The organism is Pedobacter planticolens, assembly GCF_014172375.1.
GTDB lineage: Bacteria > Bacteroidota > Bacteroidia > Sphingobacteriales > Sphingobacteriaceae > Pedobacter > Pedobacter planticolens.
The window spans coordinates 2,041,098-2,058,916 of the sequence record NZ_WNXD01000001.1 but is presented as its reverse complement, the minus strand read 5'-3'; the positions used below and the strand labels follow the sequence as shown (position 1 = coordinate 2,058,916).

Annotated in this window: 17 protein-coding genes; 8 read left to right on the top strand and 9 right to left on the bottom strand. The window is 35.5% G+C overall.

The window, feature by feature from the left end:
- Positions 1-55: 55 nt before the first annotated feature.
- The 3 genes from GM921_RS08465 to GM921_RS08455 all read right to left on the bottom strand — a co-directional run bounded on the left by GM921_RS08465 (position 56) and on the right by GM921_RS08455 (position 4,174).
- Positions 56-1,333, bottom strand: a complete 1,278-nt coding sequence (locus GM921_RS08465) for an adenylosuccinate synthase (protein WP_182922161.1) — start codon at positions 1,331-1,333, stop codon at positions 56-58.
- 40 nt (positions 1,334-1,373) lie between these two features.
- Positions 1,374-1,862, bottom strand: a complete 489-nt coding sequence (locus GM921_RS08460; RefSeq protein ID WP_182922160.1) for a Fur family transcriptional regulator — start codon at positions 1,860-1,862, stop codon at positions 1,374-1,376.
- Between the two features lie 98 nt (positions 1,863-1,960).
- Entirely contained in the window at positions 1,961-4,174 is a 2,214-nt protein-coding gene (locus tag GM921_RS08455; protein ID WP_182922159.1) for a RelA/SpoT family protein, read from the bottom strand.
- 109 nt (positions 4,175-4,283) lie between these two features.
- On the opposite strand from GM921_RS08455, the gene GM921_RS08450 reads away from it, so the two are divergent.
- The 4 genes from GM921_RS08450 to GM921_RS08435 all read left to right on the top strand — a co-directional run bounded on the left by GM921_RS08450 (position 4,284) and on the right by GM921_RS08435 (position 7,574).
- Positions 4,284-4,904 carry a DUF4294 domain-containing protein gene (locus tag GM921_RS08450; RefSeq protein WP_182922158.1) on the top strand — a complete coding sequence of 207 codons (621 nt, stop codon included), beginning with the start codon at positions 4,284-4,286 and terminating at the stop codon, positions 4,902-4,904.
- A 4-nt stretch (positions 4,905-4,908) separates the two neighbouring features.
- Positions 4,909-5,412: a glutathione peroxidase gene (locus tag GM921_RS08445; protein WP_182922157.1), complete on the top strand. Its 504-nt coding sequence runs from the start codon at positions 4,909-4,911 to the stop codon at positions 5,410-5,412.
- Positions 5,413-5,417: 5 nt separating this feature from the next.
- Positions 5,418-6,134: a bacillithiol biosynthesis deacetylase BshB1 gene (gene bshB1 / locus GM921_RS08440; RefSeq protein ID WP_182922156.1), complete on the top strand. Its 717-nt coding sequence runs from the start codon at positions 5,418-5,420 to the stop codon at positions 6,132-6,134.
- Between the two features lie 78 nt (positions 6,135-6,212).
- Positions 6,213-7,574, top strand: coding sequence for an acyl-CoA dehydrogenase family protein (locus GM921_RS08435; RefSeq protein ID WP_182922155.1), 1,362 nt, complete (start codon positions 6,213-6,215; stop codon positions 7,572-7,574).
- Positions 7,575-7,588: 14 nt separating this feature from the next.
- Here GM921_RS08435 and GM921_RS08430 read toward each other — a convergent pair whose 3' ends face one another.
- The 3 genes from GM921_RS08430 to lat all read right to left on the bottom strand — a co-directional run bounded on the left by GM921_RS08430 (position 7,589) and on the right by lat (position 10,145).
- Positions 7,589-7,993: a hypothetical protein gene (locus GM921_RS08430; RefSeq protein WP_182922154.1), complete on the bottom strand. Its 405-nt coding sequence runs from the start codon at positions 7,991-7,993 to the stop codon at positions 7,589-7,591.
- A 63-nt stretch (positions 7,994-8,056) separates the two neighbouring features.
- On the bottom strand, positions 8,057-8,782 hold the full coding sequence (locus GM921_RS08425; protein ID WP_182922153.1) for a DUF4328 domain-containing protein: 726 nt from the start codon (positions 8,780-8,782) through the stop codon (positions 8,057-8,059).
- A 31-nt stretch (positions 8,783-8,813) separates the two neighbouring features.
- Entirely contained in the window at positions 8,814-10,145 is a 1,332-nt protein-coding gene (gene lat, locus GM921_RS08420) for an L-lysine 6-transaminase (RefSeq protein ID WP_182922152.1), read from the bottom strand.
- 271 nt (positions 10,146-10,416) lie between these two features.
- Between lat and GM921_RS08415 the strand changes: the two genes are divergently transcribed.
- A complete protein-coding gene (locus tag GM921_RS08415; RefSeq protein ID WP_182922151.1) occupies positions 10,417-10,608 on the top strand; it encodes a cold-shock protein in 192 nt (63 codons plus the stop codon).
- A 174-nt stretch (positions 10,609-10,782) separates the two neighbouring features.
- Here GM921_RS08415 and GM921_RS08410 read toward each other — a convergent pair whose 3' ends face one another.
- Complete coding sequence (locus tag GM921_RS08410) at positions 10,783-11,655, bottom strand: 1-aminocyclopropane-1-carboxylate deaminase/D-cysteine desulfhydrase (protein WP_182922150.1); 873 nt, start codon at positions 11,653-11,655, stop codon at positions 10,783-10,785.
- A 53-nt stretch (positions 11,656-11,708) separates the two neighbouring features.
- Entirely contained in the window at positions 11,709-12,749 is a 1,041-nt protein-coding gene (locus GM921_RS08405; RefSeq protein WP_182922149.1) for a DUF6588 family protein, read from the bottom strand.
- Between the two features lie 193 nt (positions 12,750-12,942).
- Between GM921_RS08405 and GM921_RS08400 the strand changes: the two genes are divergently transcribed.
- The 3 genes from GM921_RS08400 (at position 12,943) to GM921_RS08390 (ending at position 16,484) form a co-directional block, all read left to right on the top strand.
- A complete protein-coding gene (locus GM921_RS08400; protein WP_182922148.1) occupies positions 12,943-13,971 on the top strand; it encodes an RluA family pseudouridine synthase in 1,029 nt (342 codons plus the stop codon).
- Positions 13,972-13,974: 3 nt separating this feature from the next.
- Entirely contained in the window at positions 13,975-14,814 is an 840-nt protein-coding gene (locus GM921_RS08395; RefSeq protein WP_182922147.1) for an aminotransferase class IV, read from the top strand.
- A gap of 920 nt (positions 14,815-15,734) precedes the next feature.
- Positions 15,735-16,484, top strand: a complete 750-nt coding sequence (locus GM921_RS08390; protein ID WP_182922146.1) for a hypothetical protein — start codon at positions 15,735-15,737, stop codon at positions 16,482-16,484.
- A gap of 362 nt (positions 16,485-16,846) precedes the next feature.
- Here GM921_RS08390 and fmt read toward each other — a convergent pair whose 3' ends face one another.
- Positions 16,847-17,755: a methionyl-tRNA formyltransferase gene (gene fmt, locus GM921_RS08385; protein ID WP_182922145.1), complete on the bottom strand. Its 909-nt coding sequence runs from the start codon at positions 17,753-17,755 to the stop codon at positions 16,847-16,849.
- Positions 17,756-17,819: the final 64 nt, after the last annotated feature.

The window sequence follows — 17,819 nt, the reverse complement described above, 5'->3', positions numbered from 1 at the left end:
AAAAAAATCCCTTTGAATCAAATTCAAAGGGATTTTTTATCGTATAATTCTGTTATTATTTTAATGTTAATGTTTGCATTCTATCTGGTCCAACAGAAAGATATTTAATTGGCACTTCTAATTCTTTCTCTAAAAATGCAATGTAATCAGCCAGTTGGCTAGGAACTTGATCTAAAGAAGTAATTCCAGTTAAATCTGTTTTCCAACCTTCAATAGCTTTTAAAACAGGTTTTGGTTGAATAGAGATGATATCATACGGCATATAATCTATTATTTCACCATTATGTTCGTAATGTGTACAGGCATAAATAGTATCAAAACTATCTAATACATCTGCTTTCATCATAATCAACTCTGTTACACCATTTAGCATAATGGCGTATTTTAATGCTGGCAAGTCAATCCATCCGCAACGGCGAGCTCTACCTGTAGTTGCACCAAATTCATGACCAATTTGACGTAAATTTTCACCAACTTCATTGTCTAATTCGGTAGGAAATGGACCACCGCCTACACGTGTACAATACGCTTTAAAAATTCCAAAAACATCACCTACTTTATTTGGGGCAATACCTAAACCTGTACAAGCGCCAGCAGTTGTGGTATTTGATGAAGTTACAAAAGGATAAGAACCAAAATCAACATCTAATAAAGTTCCTTGAGCACCTTCTGCTAACACTTTTTTGCCAGCTTTTAAATAGCCATTCACAAAGTGTTCGCTATCAACATGAGGAATATTTTTAATAAACTCAATGGCTTCAAAAAACGCAGCTTCTTTTTCTGCTAAATCGTATTCAAATTGGTAATGCGAAAGAATTTCTTTGTGTTTTTCTACTAGTTTGTTGTAACGAGCCTTAAAATCTGGTAAAGTAGTATCGCCAACACGTAAACCATTACGACCCGTTTTATCCATGTATGTTGGACCAATTCCTTTTAAGGTTGATCCAATTTTACCAGCGCCCATTTTTTGCTCATTTGCCGCATCTAATAATTGATGCGTTGGCAAAATTAAATGTGCTTTACGAGCAATTACTAATTTACCACTAGCCACTGGATCATGACCAGCTTTTTTAAGATTATCTAACTCTCTTTTTAAAATAATAGGATCTATCACCACACCATTACCGATAAGGTTCATGATGTTTTCGTTAAAAATTCCAGAAGGAATAGTGTTTAGTACAAATTTTTTACCGTCGAACTCTAATGTGTGACCAGCATTTGGACCGCCTTGAAAACGGGCTATCATATCGTATTGCGGACTTAAAACGTCAACAATTTTTCCTTTACCCTCATCGCCCCATTGCAGGCCTAGTAGTACGTCTACTTGCGTCATTATTTTAAATTAAAAAATAGAAATGTTATGAATTGAATAATTAGTTTGCATTTTTTTGAGCAGTTGTTGCTTTAATAGTTGCGGCCGCACTACAATCGAAACATACGCCGTACATATTTAAAGAATGGTGTTTAATGTCGAATTTTAATAAATCGCCAACCATACTTTGAATTTGGTGAATACGGGGATCACAAAATTCAACCACTTTACCACAATCAATACAAATAACATGATCGTGTTGGTGATATCCGTAAGATTTTTCGAACTGCGCCATGTTTTTTCCAAACTGATGTTTGGTTACCAAATCGCATGAAACCAGTAATTCTAAGGTATTGTATACCGTAGCCCTGCTTACACGATACTTTTGGTTTTTCATGTGGATATAAAGTGTTTCTACATCGAAATGATCATTTCTAGAATAAATTTCTTCTAAAATGGCGAAACGCTCAGGGGTTTTTCTTAAGTTTTTATTTTCGAGATAGGCTTCAAATATTTTTCTAACCAACTCATTGGTATTCTGTCCAGACATAGTTTTAAACTCCTCTCCAAAGGTAGGTAAATGATTACACCGATTAAAATGATTTTGCTGATTAATAATTAACAAAGTGTAAAGATTGTTAATACATTTTATTGCGCATCAAATCGAGTAACACCAGTTACACCTTTTACTTCCAACAAATTCTTAATTAAATTATCTAAATGTTCTTTATCATTTACAAAAACCATAATAGAACCGTCAAAAATCCCATCATTCGTATCCACAGTAATCGAGCGCATGTTTACCTTAAAATCATTAGAAATTACTTTCGTGATGTTATTAATTAATCCTACATCATCAATTCCAATAATATGTAATCCAGTTAAAAATGTAAGTTCTTGCTGACCATTCCACTTTGCTTTCACTACTCGATATCCATAATTTGCCATCAGCTGTGCTGCGTTAGGGCAATTGGTACGGTGAATTTTAATGCCTTCATTTACCGTTACAAATCCAAAAACATCATCGCCAGGAATTGGGTTGCAACAAGCAGCAAGTGTATAATCTATCTTTTGTAAATCTTCGCCAATTAATAAAATATCAGATTCAGGTCCTTTAACTTTGTTTAATAAAGCTTCAACCTGTTTACCATCACTTTTATAATCGTTACCACGGTTCTCAATTTCTTTTTCACTAGAAAGATAATCTTTCAAATCTTTTAACTCAATTTTTCCGTTAGCTACCGCGATAAAAAGATCTTGCGTAGAATGAAGTTTGAAGAAATAAGTAAGTTTATTTAAATTATCGGTATTGTAAGTGATTTTTAACGATTTGAGTTTGCGTTCTAATGTTTCTTTTCCATTCTCAGCAATTTTCCGTTTTTCTTCTTTTAAGGATGACTTGATTTTTGATTTAGCCTTTGCAGTAACTACAATATTTAGCCAATCTTCTTTCGGAACTTGTTTACTAGATGTGATAATTTCTACCTGATCGCCATTTTGCAATTTATGAGAAAGTGGAACTAATTTATGGTTTACCTTAGCGCCAATACATCTTGCGCCTACATCCGTGTGAATTTCAAAAGCAAAATCTAAAGCTGTTGCACCCAATGGTAATTGTAATAAAGCTCCTTTAGGCGTAAAAATGAAAATCTCATCAGAAAAGAGATTCATTTTAAAATCATCTAAAAAATCAAGTGCATTAGCTTCCGGATTACTTAGCATTTCTCTCACTTTTTGAATCCACTGGTCTAATCCATTATCGTTGCTCGATTCTTTATATTTCCAATGTGCAGCAAAACCCTTTTCAGCAATTTCATTCATCCGTTGTGTACGAATTTGCACCTCAACCCATTGTCCTTTCGGACCCATAACGGTGGTATGCAACGATTCATATCCATTTCCTTTTGGAGATGAAACCCAATCGCGTAAACGATCTGGATTTGGTCGATATAAATCGGTAACAATAGAATAGGCTTTCCAACAATCGGCTTTTTCGTGTTCAGGGGCACTATCTAAAATAATTCGAATGGCAAAAAGATCATACACCTCTTCAAAAGGAATATTTTTCTTCTTCATTTTATTCCATATCGAATGGATAGATTTTGGGCGGCCATAGATATTGGCTACTAAACCCTGCTCAGCTAAAATTTCATTAACCGGTTCAACAAATGTTTTAATGAATAAATTTCGTTCTGCCTTTTTTTCGTTTAACTGAGTGGCTATAAATTTATACGTATCGGGTTCAAGATACTTCATCGATAAATCTTCCAACTCAGATTTAATCGCATATAATCCTAAACGGTGAGCAAGGGGAGCATATAAATAAATAGTTTCCGAAGCGATTTTGAGTTGCTTTTGCCTCGGCATAAAATCCATGGTGCGCATATTATGCAGGCGGTCGGCAAGTTTAATCAAGATCACTCGAACATCATCCGCTAAGGTTAAGAGCATTTTTCTAAAATTCTCTGCCTGCAATGAACTGTTGTAATCAAAAACTCCAGATATTTTCGTTAAGCCATCAATAATTTTAGCGGTTTTCTTGCCAAATTCACGCTCAATATCATCCAATGTGATATCTGTATCCTCAACTACATCATGTAATAAAGCACATACAATGGATGTAGTTCCTAATCCAATTTCTTCTGCAGCAATTTGGGCAACGGCTATGGGATGATAAATATAAGGCTCACCCGATTTTCGACGCATATCTTTATGGCTTTCTAGCGCCATTTCGAATGCTTTTCTAATTTCTTTCTTATCTCCTTTTTGTAATGTAGATTTAGAAGCACGCAACAGCGCTCGATACCTTTTTAAGATTTCCTGCTTTTCCGCCTCAATATCAATCACTAAAGTGCTCTTCATTTGTTTTTTCTTGGTAAAATTCTAGTAATTTAAGCTATAAAAGATTATATTCGATGATAGATAAAACGAATATATAAAATTAGCTTTAACTTTGAATAGGCATAAATTTATGAAATATTATCGTCTCTTTATTCTGTTCAGTGTCATCATTGCTTCCGCAGCGGTAAAAGCTCAGGAAAGCACTGCTCCTGCAATTTGGCCCAAACTGGGAAAAAATGATACTATTAGAGTTGCTGCAACTAACGATAACGGTTACATGATACCATGGATTGGACTAAATGAAGTTGTAATTAATGGAGTACGCATTTGGCATTCGCCAGAAGAGCGGGCAGCTTATAATAGATTGAGGTATAACGTATTAAAGGTAATGCCGTATGCGCTATATGCTAAAAGAAGATATGAGAAGTTAGAAAGTGATTTAGCAACAGTTACTGAAAAAAAGGATCAAAAGAAATTGGTAAAAGACTGTGATAATGAAATTAAAAACATGTTTAATACCGAAATTAAAGAATTGACCATCACTCAAGGTCAGATTTTAACCAAATTGATAGATCGCGAACTTGGTCGTACAACTTACGACATTGTTAAGCAAACAAAAGGAGGGTTTGCAGCGTTTTCCTATCAATTAGTAGCTAGGGTAGTCGGGCATAATTTAAAAAACACCTACGATCCTGTTCAAGAAAGAGACATTGAATCTATCATTGTCAATTCTGGTTATTATCAACAATAAAAAAATGAATTCAACTCAAACCATCTATCCATTTAAAGCAAAACTATTAAGTGGAAAAGAAAAAACCTTGTCTGATTATAAAGGAAAAGTAATTATGGTTGTAAATACCGCTTCTGGCTGTAGTTTTACTCCTCAATTAAAAGAATTACAAGAACTTAGAGATAAATATGCTGACCAGGGATTTGAAATTTTAGGTTTCCCTTCAAATGATTTTGGTAGACAAGAACCTTTAGATGGCGCTGCTATTAATGAGTTTTGCGAAGTGAATTACGGAGTTAAATTTCCAGTTTTCGAAAAGATAATGGTTAGAGGAAGTCAGGCTCATCCATTATTTAAGTTTTTAAGCGAAAAGAAACTGAATGGGCATATAAACTCATCGCCTAAATGGAATTTCCACAAATATTTAATTAATAAGGCTGGCGAAGTAGTAGATTTCTTTTATTCTTTCACAAAGCCAAATTCCTCAAAAGTTAAAAAGAAAATTCAGCACCTGCTGGATGAAAAATAATAAGAATGAAATTAGATATACTTGTTTTTGCTGTACACCCAGATGATGCAGAATTGGGCTGTTCTGGGACCATTTTAAAACATATTGCCTTAGGAAAAAAAGTAGGAATTGTTGATTTTACGCGTGGCGAATTAGGTACACGAGGTTCTGCAGAAATACGTGATGAAGAAGCAGCAGATTCTGCTAAAATATTAGGATTACATGCCCGTGAAAATCTAAAATTTAGAGATGGGTTTTTCAAAAATGATGAAGAACACCAACTTGAAATAGTTAAAATGGTTCGTAAATATCAACCAGAAATCATTTTAACCAATGCTTTGCACGATCGTCACCCAGACCATGGTAGAGCAGGAGATTTAACAAACGACGCTATCTTTTTGTCAGGATTAATTAAAATTGAAACTAAACTTGATGGAGTTGTTCAAGCAGCATGGCGTCCCAGATTAGTGTTGCAGTATATTCAAGACAGATACATTCAACCAGATATTATTGTTGATATTACGGAGTTTATGGATCAAAAAGAAAAAGCAATTAGAGCATTTAAAACCCAATTTGATAGCCCAGACAAACATGCTCCACAAACCTATATTTCTTCTCCTGAATTTTTAGAATCAGTATTTGGCAGAGCAAGAGAATTTGGTAAAAACATTGGTGCTAAATACGGTGAAGGTTTTACTTCTAGAAAATTGTTGGGTGTAGAAAATCTCTTCAATCTTAAATAAAACTACTTTTTATTGTTGTCATAAAAATTTGCGGTAGGAACAAAATGCCTTGATTTTTGTTATGCTGTAAAGAAAAGTATGGCCAATATATTCTCTTCCTTAAAAAATGCCTATCAACTATTTAAAAGTGTAGATTTCGAAAAACTAAGTGCGCTTTCTAAAAAAGTAGATTTACCAAAAATGCTAAACGCAGCTACCGAGCTTGATGAACAGCAATGGCAAGGCTTAATGAAAATGATGTCGTCAAAAGGCAAAAGCAAACCCTTGCCAGAAGTTGAGGGTGACTTTTATCATTTAGGAGATGAAGCCTTAAAAGATGAAGATAGAGCCTTGCAATTAAAAATTCGAGCTTTCTTAGAAAAAGAAGTAAAACCAATTGTAAATCAGTATTGGTTAAAAGCCGAATTTCCTTTTGAACTTATTCCGAAGCTAGCAGAGTTAAATATTTGCGGTTTAACTTATCAAGGTTACGGCTGCGCTGGAAAATCAAATTTAATGGAAGGTATTTTAGCAATGGAAATGGCTCGAATTGATACATCTATTTCTACTTTTTTTGGTGTACAAAGTGGTTTAGCCATGGGTTCGATTTATTTATTAGGATCCGAAGCACAAAAACAACAATGGCTTCCATCTATGCAACAATTTAAAACAATTGGTGCGTTTGGTTTAACTGAGCCTGAAGTAGGTTCAGCAGCTGCTGGAGGGCTGACTACCACTTGTAAAAGAGTAAACAATAAATGGATTATAAATGGTCAGAAAAAATGGATTGGTAATGCAACTTTTGCCGATATATTGATTATTTGGGCAAGGGATGAAGAAAGCAATGAAGTTAAAGGCTTCATTGTAAAAAAGGATAATCCAGGTTTTGCAGTAGAAAAAATGCTTGATAAAATGGCACTTCGTATTGTACAAAACGGATTAATAACATTAACCAATTGTGAAGTGGATGAAGAAGATCGTTTGCAAAATGCCAATTCATTTAAAGATACCGCCAAAGTTTTACAAATGACTAGGGCAGGAGTTGCTTGGCAAGCTGTTGGTTGCGCAAGAGGTGCTTATGAAGCCGCCTTAAAATACACACAAACACGCAAACAATTTGGCAGACCAATCGCATCTTTTCAATTGATACAAAATCATTTGGTAGAAATGCTTTCTAATTTGACCGCCATGCAAACTTTATGTTTTCGCTTATCGCAACTGCAAGATCAAGGATTATTAACAGATGAACATGCGTCATTGGCCAAAGTCTTTTGCTCTATGCGAACTCGAGATGTGGTAAGCAGAGCAAGAGAAGTAATGGGCGGTAATGGAATTTTGTTGGAATATGATGTCGCCAGATTTGTGGCAGATGCAGAAGCCATCTATTCTTATGAAGGAACTAAAGAAATTAATACCTTAATTGTAGGCAGAGCGATAACTGGTTTTTCTGCTTTTGTTTAATCCCTTCGAATTATCTATTTAAAAGGATTTTTAACTAATCCGAAGTTACCCATTGCGCTTTTTTCATATAGCGCAAAACATGATGAATTGTACATTGCATCGAAATTCACATCGCCGGGAGATATGTTAGAAGGAACATTGCTTCCTTCTAAAAAGAAATAGACTTTTGTGTTCCCATATTTGGTGTGTGGTTTTAAATTTCCATAATCTACCAGTTGCGCACTAGTTGTATCTTTTACAGTAACTGCATAAATACGTTGCACAGGACCTGTATTATTCTCATTTCGATAAGATGCAATTTCTGTAAACCCGCCTTTTAAATCTTCAATACTAGATTGAGTAAACGTATCCTTCATTATCCAGCCGATGATAACCAATACAATTACGATGATGAGTAAGGTTTGCTTTTTGTTATGCATAATTAAGAAGGCCTTAAGGTGTTTGGTGTTGTTCCACCAAACACAGGATATTAAAAATCAATATTAGGTGTCCAGATTCTCTGATGTTTTATGATCAATATTTTCTTCGGCAATTAGAGGAACAATTGCTAATTCTCCACTAACATTTGTTTCATAAAGGATGGCTTCCGTTTTAGCGTAATCTCTAATAATTGCTATGGTAATTAATGCCAATGGAATTCCTATAATGCCATTAATTATGCTTGCTATGGTAAAAGTCATTATTTCATCAATGGATTCTGCACGTAAAGAGGATCTAAATACAAACTGCCCAATTAAATTTGAAATAATCCATAATGCCCACCAAACACCTAATTTGGAAGTATTTGGTGAGGTATATGAGCCTGTCTTTTCTTCTAAAACATCTGCAGATTTTAAAAACAGCTCCTTCATAATTTGGTAAGGTCTGTACAAACAAATAATTGGTACAAACCAAGCACCTGAAGCCCATCCTTCTGGCAGTGAAAGATAATCTGTTAACTGATGAAGATTATAATAAGCCCTTCTAAACCAAAGTATGAAAGTAATTGCCGAGCCTATATATATCACCAAATAAATTATAGCTATCATTTGTTGTCGATAATCATTAGCGTTGGCTTCATCAACTGAAATTGTTCCTAAAGCAGCATTTTGCAATAATTTGTACTGAAACCAATCTGAAATGATAGATATGATTTCAATTCCCATTACAATAAAGATTAAAATGATGGCACTCTTTGAGCGTTCTTGGTTAGGTTTGAGATAAGACATAATTTAGCGTTAAGCTGCAATATAACACAACTTACAAACTTGGCAAAATCTTCTCCATTACTTCCATTCCTTCATCAATATGTTTTTTCTCCATGCACAATGCAGGGCGGAAACGAATAGTCTGATTACCACAACCTAAAAACATCACATTGTGTTCCATTCCTTTTTGGATAAAGGCATTGCGCATATCTTTTGTAGGGAAATCGAAAGCAGCTAATAATCCTAGACCACGAACATTGCTTATTTTATCGTGTTTTTGCGCTAGTGTATTTAGGTTTTCGGTTAAATATTGTCCTACTTCTGTTGCATTTTTACACAATTGATCTTCTTGTACAATAGATAAAATCTGTGTAGAACGAACCATATCTACCAAATTACCACCCCAAGTAGAGTTGATACGAGATGGTACATTAAAAACATTACCTTCAACTTCTTCTACTTTTTTGCCAACCAAAATACCGCACACCTGCATCTTTTTACCAAATGCTACAATATCTGGACGGGCTTGCTCACTAAAATGTTCATGACACCAAAACTTACCAGTTAAACCTACGCCAGTTTGTACTTCATCATATATTAAAAAAGCTTCATTTTCATCCGCCAGTTGGCGAAGTTGAATTAAAAACTCTTCACGTAAGTGATTATCGCCGCCTTCAGATTGAATTGGTTCTACAATTATGGCACAAATATCATCTTTATGTGTAGCAAAAGCTTGTTTAATCTGTGCAATTGAGGCTTCTTCAGATTCTATTGCTGTAGCTAAATTTCCATCAACCAAAGGGAATTTTACTTGTGGAACCGATACTCTTGGCCAATCGAACTTTGCAAACCATTTCGTTTTATCAGGTAATGTATTTGTTAAACTTAAGGTATAACCCGTACGACCATGAAACGCTTTCTCGAAATGTAGAACTTTAAATCCTTTTTCTTCTTTGTATCCTTTAGCGAAGTTTTTTTGAACTTTCCAATCCATTGCAACTTTAAGTGCATTTTCTACAGCCAAACCTCCGCCAGCAATAAAAAAAGCATGAGGCAAATAATCTGGAATACCAATTTCTCCAAATGTTTTTACAAACTGAGCATATTGCTGCGTGTAAACATCAGAATTTGAGGGATTTGCTAAAGCAGCTAAAAGTAGGTTGTGCTTAAAACTTTCGTCATTAATCATTTTTGGGTGGTTGTAACCCAAGGGAACAGAAGCAAAGCAAGTAAAGAAATCTAATAGTTTACGGTTGTATTTCGAATCGTAAATATAAACACCATTACTTTTTTCCATGTCATAGGTTAGGTCGAAACCATCTGCTAAAATATGTTGTTGTAAAGTTTGATTTACTTGGTCTGGTGCTACACTAAGTTGATACATAGAATTTAATAGTTTTGGTATTTTCAAAAGTAACAAAATGTGCCTAATTATCAAATTTAAGCACTATTTGAACTTAAAAGGCAAAAACTAGGTTTAAACGATTTAAAGTTAGTTTTTGTTGAAAAAACAATTTGTTTTTAAAAATTGTGGAAAAATATTGATGGAGGCTTTTACTTATTTTCTTCTTAAAAGCTCAAAACCAGAGGATAATATTTAAAAATTTCCTGAATAAATAATACCTACCTTACCCTACATTTAAAGAGAACGTGTTATGAGATATGGAGTGGTAATCAGTTTTAATTCTGCTAAAGGAATTGGCAACATAAAAGATAGTAGTACAAATATAGAGTATGGGTTTACTAAGGTAGATTGCCCACATGAAGTAGAGATTTTAGATGAAGTGGCATTCGAAGTAACTACCGAAAATCATAAAATGAGAGCGATTAACGTTAAGCCATCTTAGTTTATTAAAATGCCACCACCTAAGACATCTGAGGATATCTAAGCATTGCGTCATTCCCAACTTGATTGGGAATCGTAATGCAATAGGAGGTTTTTTTACGCATTACGATTCCCGTTTTCACGGGAATGACGGGTACACCTACTAAGACGCTCTTAGATTTCTTAGGTGGTAAAATTAAACCTGAAACAATTTCTCTTTCATTCCTAGAATACCCAGCAAACCACCCGTATGCAAGGCTAAGATCTTAGCATCTTTCTTGAAGTAGTTTTTCTGAGCTAAATCATAAATAGCATAAAATAGTTTAGCAGTATAAACTGGATCAATCAACATTCCTGTTTCAGCAATAAATGCTTTCATAAACTGTAAAAGTTCTGGAGTTGTTTTAGCATAACCGCCAAAATGATAATCGGTATGTAAATGTAATTTGCTTACATCACTTTCGTATTTGCTAATCTCTGCGGCTATAAAATCTCCACCTTTTAACACAGGGATAACATGAAGTTGAGTAGCTAACTGCTTTTCATTTATACCTTTTAATAATCCTGCTGCAGTAGTTCCAGTTCCTGCAGCACAAAATATATAATCGAAATGCGATGTTAACTCTGTTATAATTTCGGCACAGCCCTTTACAGCTTCTTCGCTAGCGCCACCCTCATCAATAAAATAAGCTTGGTTATCATTACCAAAATGAGAGTTGAAAAGTTGTTGTTTATCCTTGTAGCTTTCTCGATCAGTAAAAATAAGTTGCATTCCAAATAGTTTGCAAAGCAAAAGCATTTCATTTTCTACTTGTTCGCCACGTATAAATGCGGTAGCTTTTAAACCAGCTCTTACCGATGCTGCTGCCGTAGCTACTAAATGATTAGAATAAGCTCCGCCAAAAGTAACCAGATGGTTTTTGCCTTTTAATGCTACATCTTGCAAAATGTATTTCAGTTTACGCCATTTGTTGCCCGAAATATAAGGGTCAATTAAATCATCTCGTTTAACATACACAGATGTTAACGATTGAAAACTGATTTGCTGTACCGGACTATAGATTTGCATTAAATAAAAAAAGCTTCCCCAAAGAGAAGCTTTTCTAGTGATGATTTAAAATTTTATTTACCAAAACCAAAGCCAATACCACCATTTACATAGCTGTATTGTGCTGCAGTATAAGAAGCATATATTTTAAAGAAGGCTAATTTTAATTGAAAACCTACAGAAGCTTTCATACCACTAATATCATTGTTCTTAAGTGCTACTGGATCAGTATAAGTTTGTGTAGCATTTGGATTACCAATAGTAGGCGCATCAAAATCATATGTGCCCAATGCACTTAAATTAGATTTAGAGGTGTTAAAACCTACACTAGCAAAAGGAGTAAAAAACAATAGCTTTTTAGATATAATTGCATCTGCGCTAAAGCCGTTTATTTTAATGTCTAATTCTTGATTAGTGTATTTACCATTATTAATATCCAACGGTAAAGTATAATTTAATCTAGTTAATCCTAAAGCAACCGCTAAATCAAAAGGTAATAATTTATCTTTCTTACCCATAATTAATGGAAGCACTTCTACTTTAGCACCAATACCGAACATATTAATTGAACCAGCATCATCACCTAATTTAATTTTTGGAACTAAGCGAAGCGAAATATCAATGTTTTTAGGTAAACCCACTGTTAATTGAACTTGTGGAGAAGGAACGAAATGTATACCTGTACCTTGTGGTAAATTAAATGTTTTACCAGAAGGAGCGCCATTTACCAAAATATCCATTTTAGAACCTTCACTATCCTCTCCAAAAGCAGTTGGCCCTATTCCGTTTGCACCAATAGCTGGTTTAATGTTTTGTAAACCCAAACTACCTGCATTATAAGTTTGATCTTTTGTTGGTACAAATGCTAATGTTCCTGTAATACGTAAATCAAATCGTAAAAAACCTTTGGTCTTTGCGGAAGTATTCCAGCCAGAGTTTAGGCCTACGCCCAATCCCTTAAAAAGAGGACTGATGTATGCATCTACGAGTTTTGTGGCATCAGCAGGGCTAGACTTAAATAAGTCACCTACATCTTCTTGCGCCAATAAATTTAAGGGTAATAAAAAAGCGCTTACAATCATTATAGATTTAAGCGCCGTTAATTTTCTTTTCATTTTGTTTATCTGTTTGATTATCAATCACGAAAGTATATCTTTCTTAGCAGATAAGGAAAAAAATTGAGTACTATCTTAACATTTTCAGTAAAAGTTTTCATAAGCCTAATGAGTTCGTTACTGATTACTAAACAAAAAACAAGCCAATAAGTTTTTTTTAAGATTATCAAATTGTTAATCCTATTTTTGTGGCATGGAAAACAATATTACAGAGCAAGAGGAAGAACAAGATTTATTTGAGCATTTTAATATTGTGGTAGATAAAGGACAGTCGTTGCTACGTATTGACAAGTTTTTGATGCACCGTTTAGAGAATGCATCACGAAACAGAATTCAAAATGCAATTGATGCTGGCAACGTATTAGTTAATAAAAAGACAATAAAATCAAGCTATAAGGTAAAACCATTTGATGAAATTTCTATCGTGTTTGCACATCCGCCACGCGATACAGAAGTTTATCCAGAAAACATTCCGATAGATATTGTATATGAGGATGCTGATTTATTAATAGTGAATAAACCTGCGGGTATGGTGGTGCATCCAGGTTTTAACAATTATACCGGAACATTAGTTAATGCCTTAGCTTATCATTTTGAACAATTACCAACTTTACCAGGTAATGATGGTCGCCCTGGTTTAGTACACCGTATAGACAAAGATACATCTGGACTTTTGCTGATTAGCAAGAACGAAATCACCATGACTAAATTGGCTAAACAGTTTTTTGATCACAGCATTACCCGTAAATACATTGCACTAGCTTGGGGCGATATAGAAAAAGACGGTAGAGTAGAAGGTTACATTGGTCGGAGTTTAAAAAACCGCATTGTAATGGATGTGTATGATGATGAAGAAAAAGGCAAATGGTCGGTGACTAACTATTCAGTGTTAGAGCGTTTAGGTTACGTTACATTGGTAAGTTGCCAGTTAGAAACAGGTCGTACGCATCAAATTAGAGCGCACATGCAACATATCGGTCATCCGCTGTTTAGCGATGCAAATTATGGTGGCGATAAAATTTTAAAAGGAACAACGTTTACCAAATACAAACAATTTGTAAGCAACTGCTTCGAATTAATGCCTCGCCAAGCTTTACATGCACAAAGTTTAGGTTTCATACATCCAACCACAAAAAAATACATGGAGTTTGAAGCACCTTTGCCTGCAGACTTTAAAGCTGTTTTACTTAAATGGCGAAACTATTCGCTACAACCGCAGTAATGTATGTCGCACTATATTTTATTTAACGACGAGTTTTTTGCGGCAGATCATGCCATTATAAAAGCAAGTAATCGTGGGTTTAAATTTGGCGATGGTCTGTTCGAATCTATGCGCATGTGTAATGGAAAATTACAGTTTGCAGAGCAACATGCAGATCGGTTAAGGGCAGGAATGAAAGCCTTAAAGATGGAAGGCTATGCCTTGCTAGATGAATATTTTCTACGACAAAAAACAGCTGAACTCCTTAAAAAGAATAAGTTTAATGGGAACGTTCGTTTTCGTTTGACTATTTACCGAGATGGCGAAGGGTTATACACACCCCAAAGTAACAAAGCAGGTTATTTGCTAGAATCGATTCCATTAGAACAACCACAATACGAGTTAAACAAAAAAGGTTTAATTATAGATGTGTATGATGAAATCACTAAATCCATTAATAAATTAGCTAATTATAAAACTAGCAATGCATTGCTCTATGTAATGGCAGGTTTGTTTCAAAAGCAACACCGTTTAGATGAGGCCTTAATTTTAAATCAGAATGGGTTTTTGTGCGAAAGCACGAGCTCGAATGTTTTTGTTGTCTATCAAAAGCAGATTTATACACCAGCACTTTCCGAAGGTTGTGTGGCAGGCGTAATGAGGAGTGTAGTTTTACAGTTAGCCAAAACACATGATTTGTCTTTAATCGAAGCGCAAATTAATCCGGAGATTTTAAATGAAGCCGAAGAGGTTTTTGTAACTAATGCTAGTAGTGGCATTAGATGGGTGATGGGTTATGGAAAGAAACGGTATTTTAATGAGGTTTCTAAAGGGTTAAGTGCGAAGTTAAATGGGTTGGTGTAAGTTGTGTTATCGTCATTCCCAACTCGATTGGGAATCGTAATGCGATGACCTTTTAACTGCTTTAGGATTCCCGTTTTCACGGGAAAGACGAGTGTAGATCTCCATACTTGTCATCCTGAGCTAGCTTGCACTGAGCGTAGCCGAAGTGAAGGAACTTTCTTTCTCCCAACGCTTGGACTTACCTCGGTTCACCACCACCGAGTGGCTCTTACCTTTTTCTTGATAAAAAGGTAACCAAAAATCAAGGCTTAGTATCATTTTTTCGGTAGTATATATTGTTTTTTGTCCTCAAGAGCAATCGTGGTTCTTGGATTAAGCAATCAAAACTTTTAAGGCAACAAGCAGCAGGTTCGATGAAGGATCGAAAGGCTCATTGTTTTGGAAGTGGTTTTTGAACGTTTTGTGCTGAAGTTTAAACAAGTTGGTTTATTGTTTTTAATTGTTTGTTTGAGCTCGTGACGAAAAGCCACTCGGTTTAATGCTTTCTCCTTCGGGATGCTACAAGGCCGGTCCTCGTTCTTGGGAATGGGTTGTGGTTTTGGAAAGGTTGTATGATGGTCGTTATTGCTCCCATGTCCGTCTTTGCGAAGGAGGTTCTTCACTGACTGTGGCAATCTCCTTCATATTACGTCCTGCAATTTTATTTCTTTGACCTTCATAGTGACCGCCTCGTCATTCCCAACTTGATTGGGAATCGTAATGCGATGACCTTTTAACTGCTTTATGATTCCCGTTTTCACGGGAATGACGAACAGGATACAAATAGTTCGAAATGCTAACTTTTTGATTAGCTTAATCTTAACGTATAATGAAGTTATTTATAGCTTCAAGGCTAATTTCCCTTATGTATTTTATTATTTACAAACACTTTTTCGGAATACAATTTGTGTGTTGTTGAACACACACAAATGTAAACCGATATGAAAAAATTACTCATCGTCGTTATGGCTTGCTATGGCCTAAACGCTCGTTCGCAAACGAACGAATCCAGAAATTTTCTACACCTCTATTCAGACTCTATTGTCTATGCTCAAAAGATTAGGTTGCGACCAGATTTCTCAGGCTCATGGATATTGAGAGCCGATTCCAGACGTATACCTGTGCAGCAGGTTAAATTCTTTAACAATGAAGATGGTTTCTTTGCCAACACTAAGAAGTTAAACTTTTTTGGAGAATCTTCGTTTTCGGAAAGAATTATTGAAGGGAAAATCAATCTTTATCAGCAAGCGGTTTATGATCCCATTCAATATGAAAGAGATTACTATAGATTTAGAGACAGAAACCGGCAGACAGTTGACACGAGAATGTTCTATAATAAGGGGCTTTCTGATTTGAAGAAGGTGAGTTACGCTAATCTCCAAGCAGACATGGCAGACAATTCGAAAAGTCTGGATTTATTAGAAGCCTATCGAAAAAGTAGAAGCACTGCTGTTGTAATGTATGTAGGTGCAGGTGCAGCATTTATTGCTAGTGCAGTTACATTATTTGCTGGGAGCGCTTTTAAACAAAAGGGTACTACTTTTGGAAACATGCCAAATTATGAACCTAAAAGCCATACGGGTAGTTTCTTGTTATTAGGTGTTGGTGCTGGCCTAAGTTTGGGCGGATATTTAATACAGACCAATGGATCAAGAAATATAGAAAGAGCTGTTGAGGCTTATAATAGATAGTTTTAATGAAATTGGATAACGGGCTTGCTGTAATTGGCAGGCTCGTTTGTTATAAGGCGGCCTAGTCATTCCCAACTCGATTGGGAATCGTAATGCAATAGCAAGTCTTTTTCTATTTTTAGCTCACCATGGCTATGGCGGTCGTCATTGCGAGGTACGAAGCAATCTTTCTCGCTATTATTCTTTAGCTCGCCGCCGCTCGGGCTCTTTCTTTTGGGTTGTGGTTTGGGTAGGGTTATAAACCGTCTCACCGTCATTCCCAACTTGATTGGGGAACGTAATGCGATGATCTTTTAACTGCTTTACGGTTCCCGTTTTCACGGGAATGACGAGTGTGGGACAAGAAGAAGGTTAGGCTGAGGTTACAACCTCATTCCTCTTAAAAACTCATCAATAAGCATGCGCTTTTTACCCTCGTATTGCACATCCGTTAGGTTAATGAAACCATCTTTAGTAGCAAACTTTAAATAGGTTTTTCCGTCGGTTAAGAAAGCTCCAGTAGAAATGCCAGGTTCTTTATCTTCCAGCTCTGCTTTAAAGATCTTTAACGTTTTATCATTTAAAGTAGTAAACGCAGTAGGGTATGGGCTTAAGCCACGAATGTGATTGTACACCGTTTGGTTAGCTTGGTGCCAATCTACTTTGCAAAAATCTTTAAATATTTTAGGAGCAGATTTTAATTCATCGCTTTGCGGTTGTGGTACTTCATTATAGTCATCAGCCTCGATGGCTTTAACTGTTTTAACTAATAGATTTGCACCGACTACCATTAGTTTATCATGTAAATCACCTGCGGTTTCATCATCAGTAATTTCTACTGCATCAGAGAAAATAATATCGCCAGTGTCAATTTCTTGTTTTAAGAAAAAGGTAGTTACGCCGCTTTCTTTTTCGCCATTAATAATAACATGGTTAATAGGGGCAGCCCCACGGTATTGCGGTAATAAAGAGCCGTGTAAGTTTATGGTACCTTTGCTTGGCATATTCCAAACTATTTCGGGTAGCATTCTAAAAGCAACCACTACAAATAAATCGGCTTGTAAGGTTTTTAACTCCTCAATAAACAAAGGGTCTTTTAGTTTTAAAGGTTGTAAAACTTTTAGATTGTTTTCTACTGCATACTTTTTTACAGCGCTCTCGTTTAGTTTTTGTCCACGACCAGCAGGCTTATCTGCTGCGGTTACTACGCCAACTATGGTAAAGCCAGCGTGTTGTAAAGCACTCAATGAGGCGACGGCGAAATCGGGCGTACCCATAAAAACTATCTTCATTCTGTTTTTTAAGTTTTGTCTTTTTAATCAATCGGTTGGTGTTTCTCCGACCGAAATGTTTTAG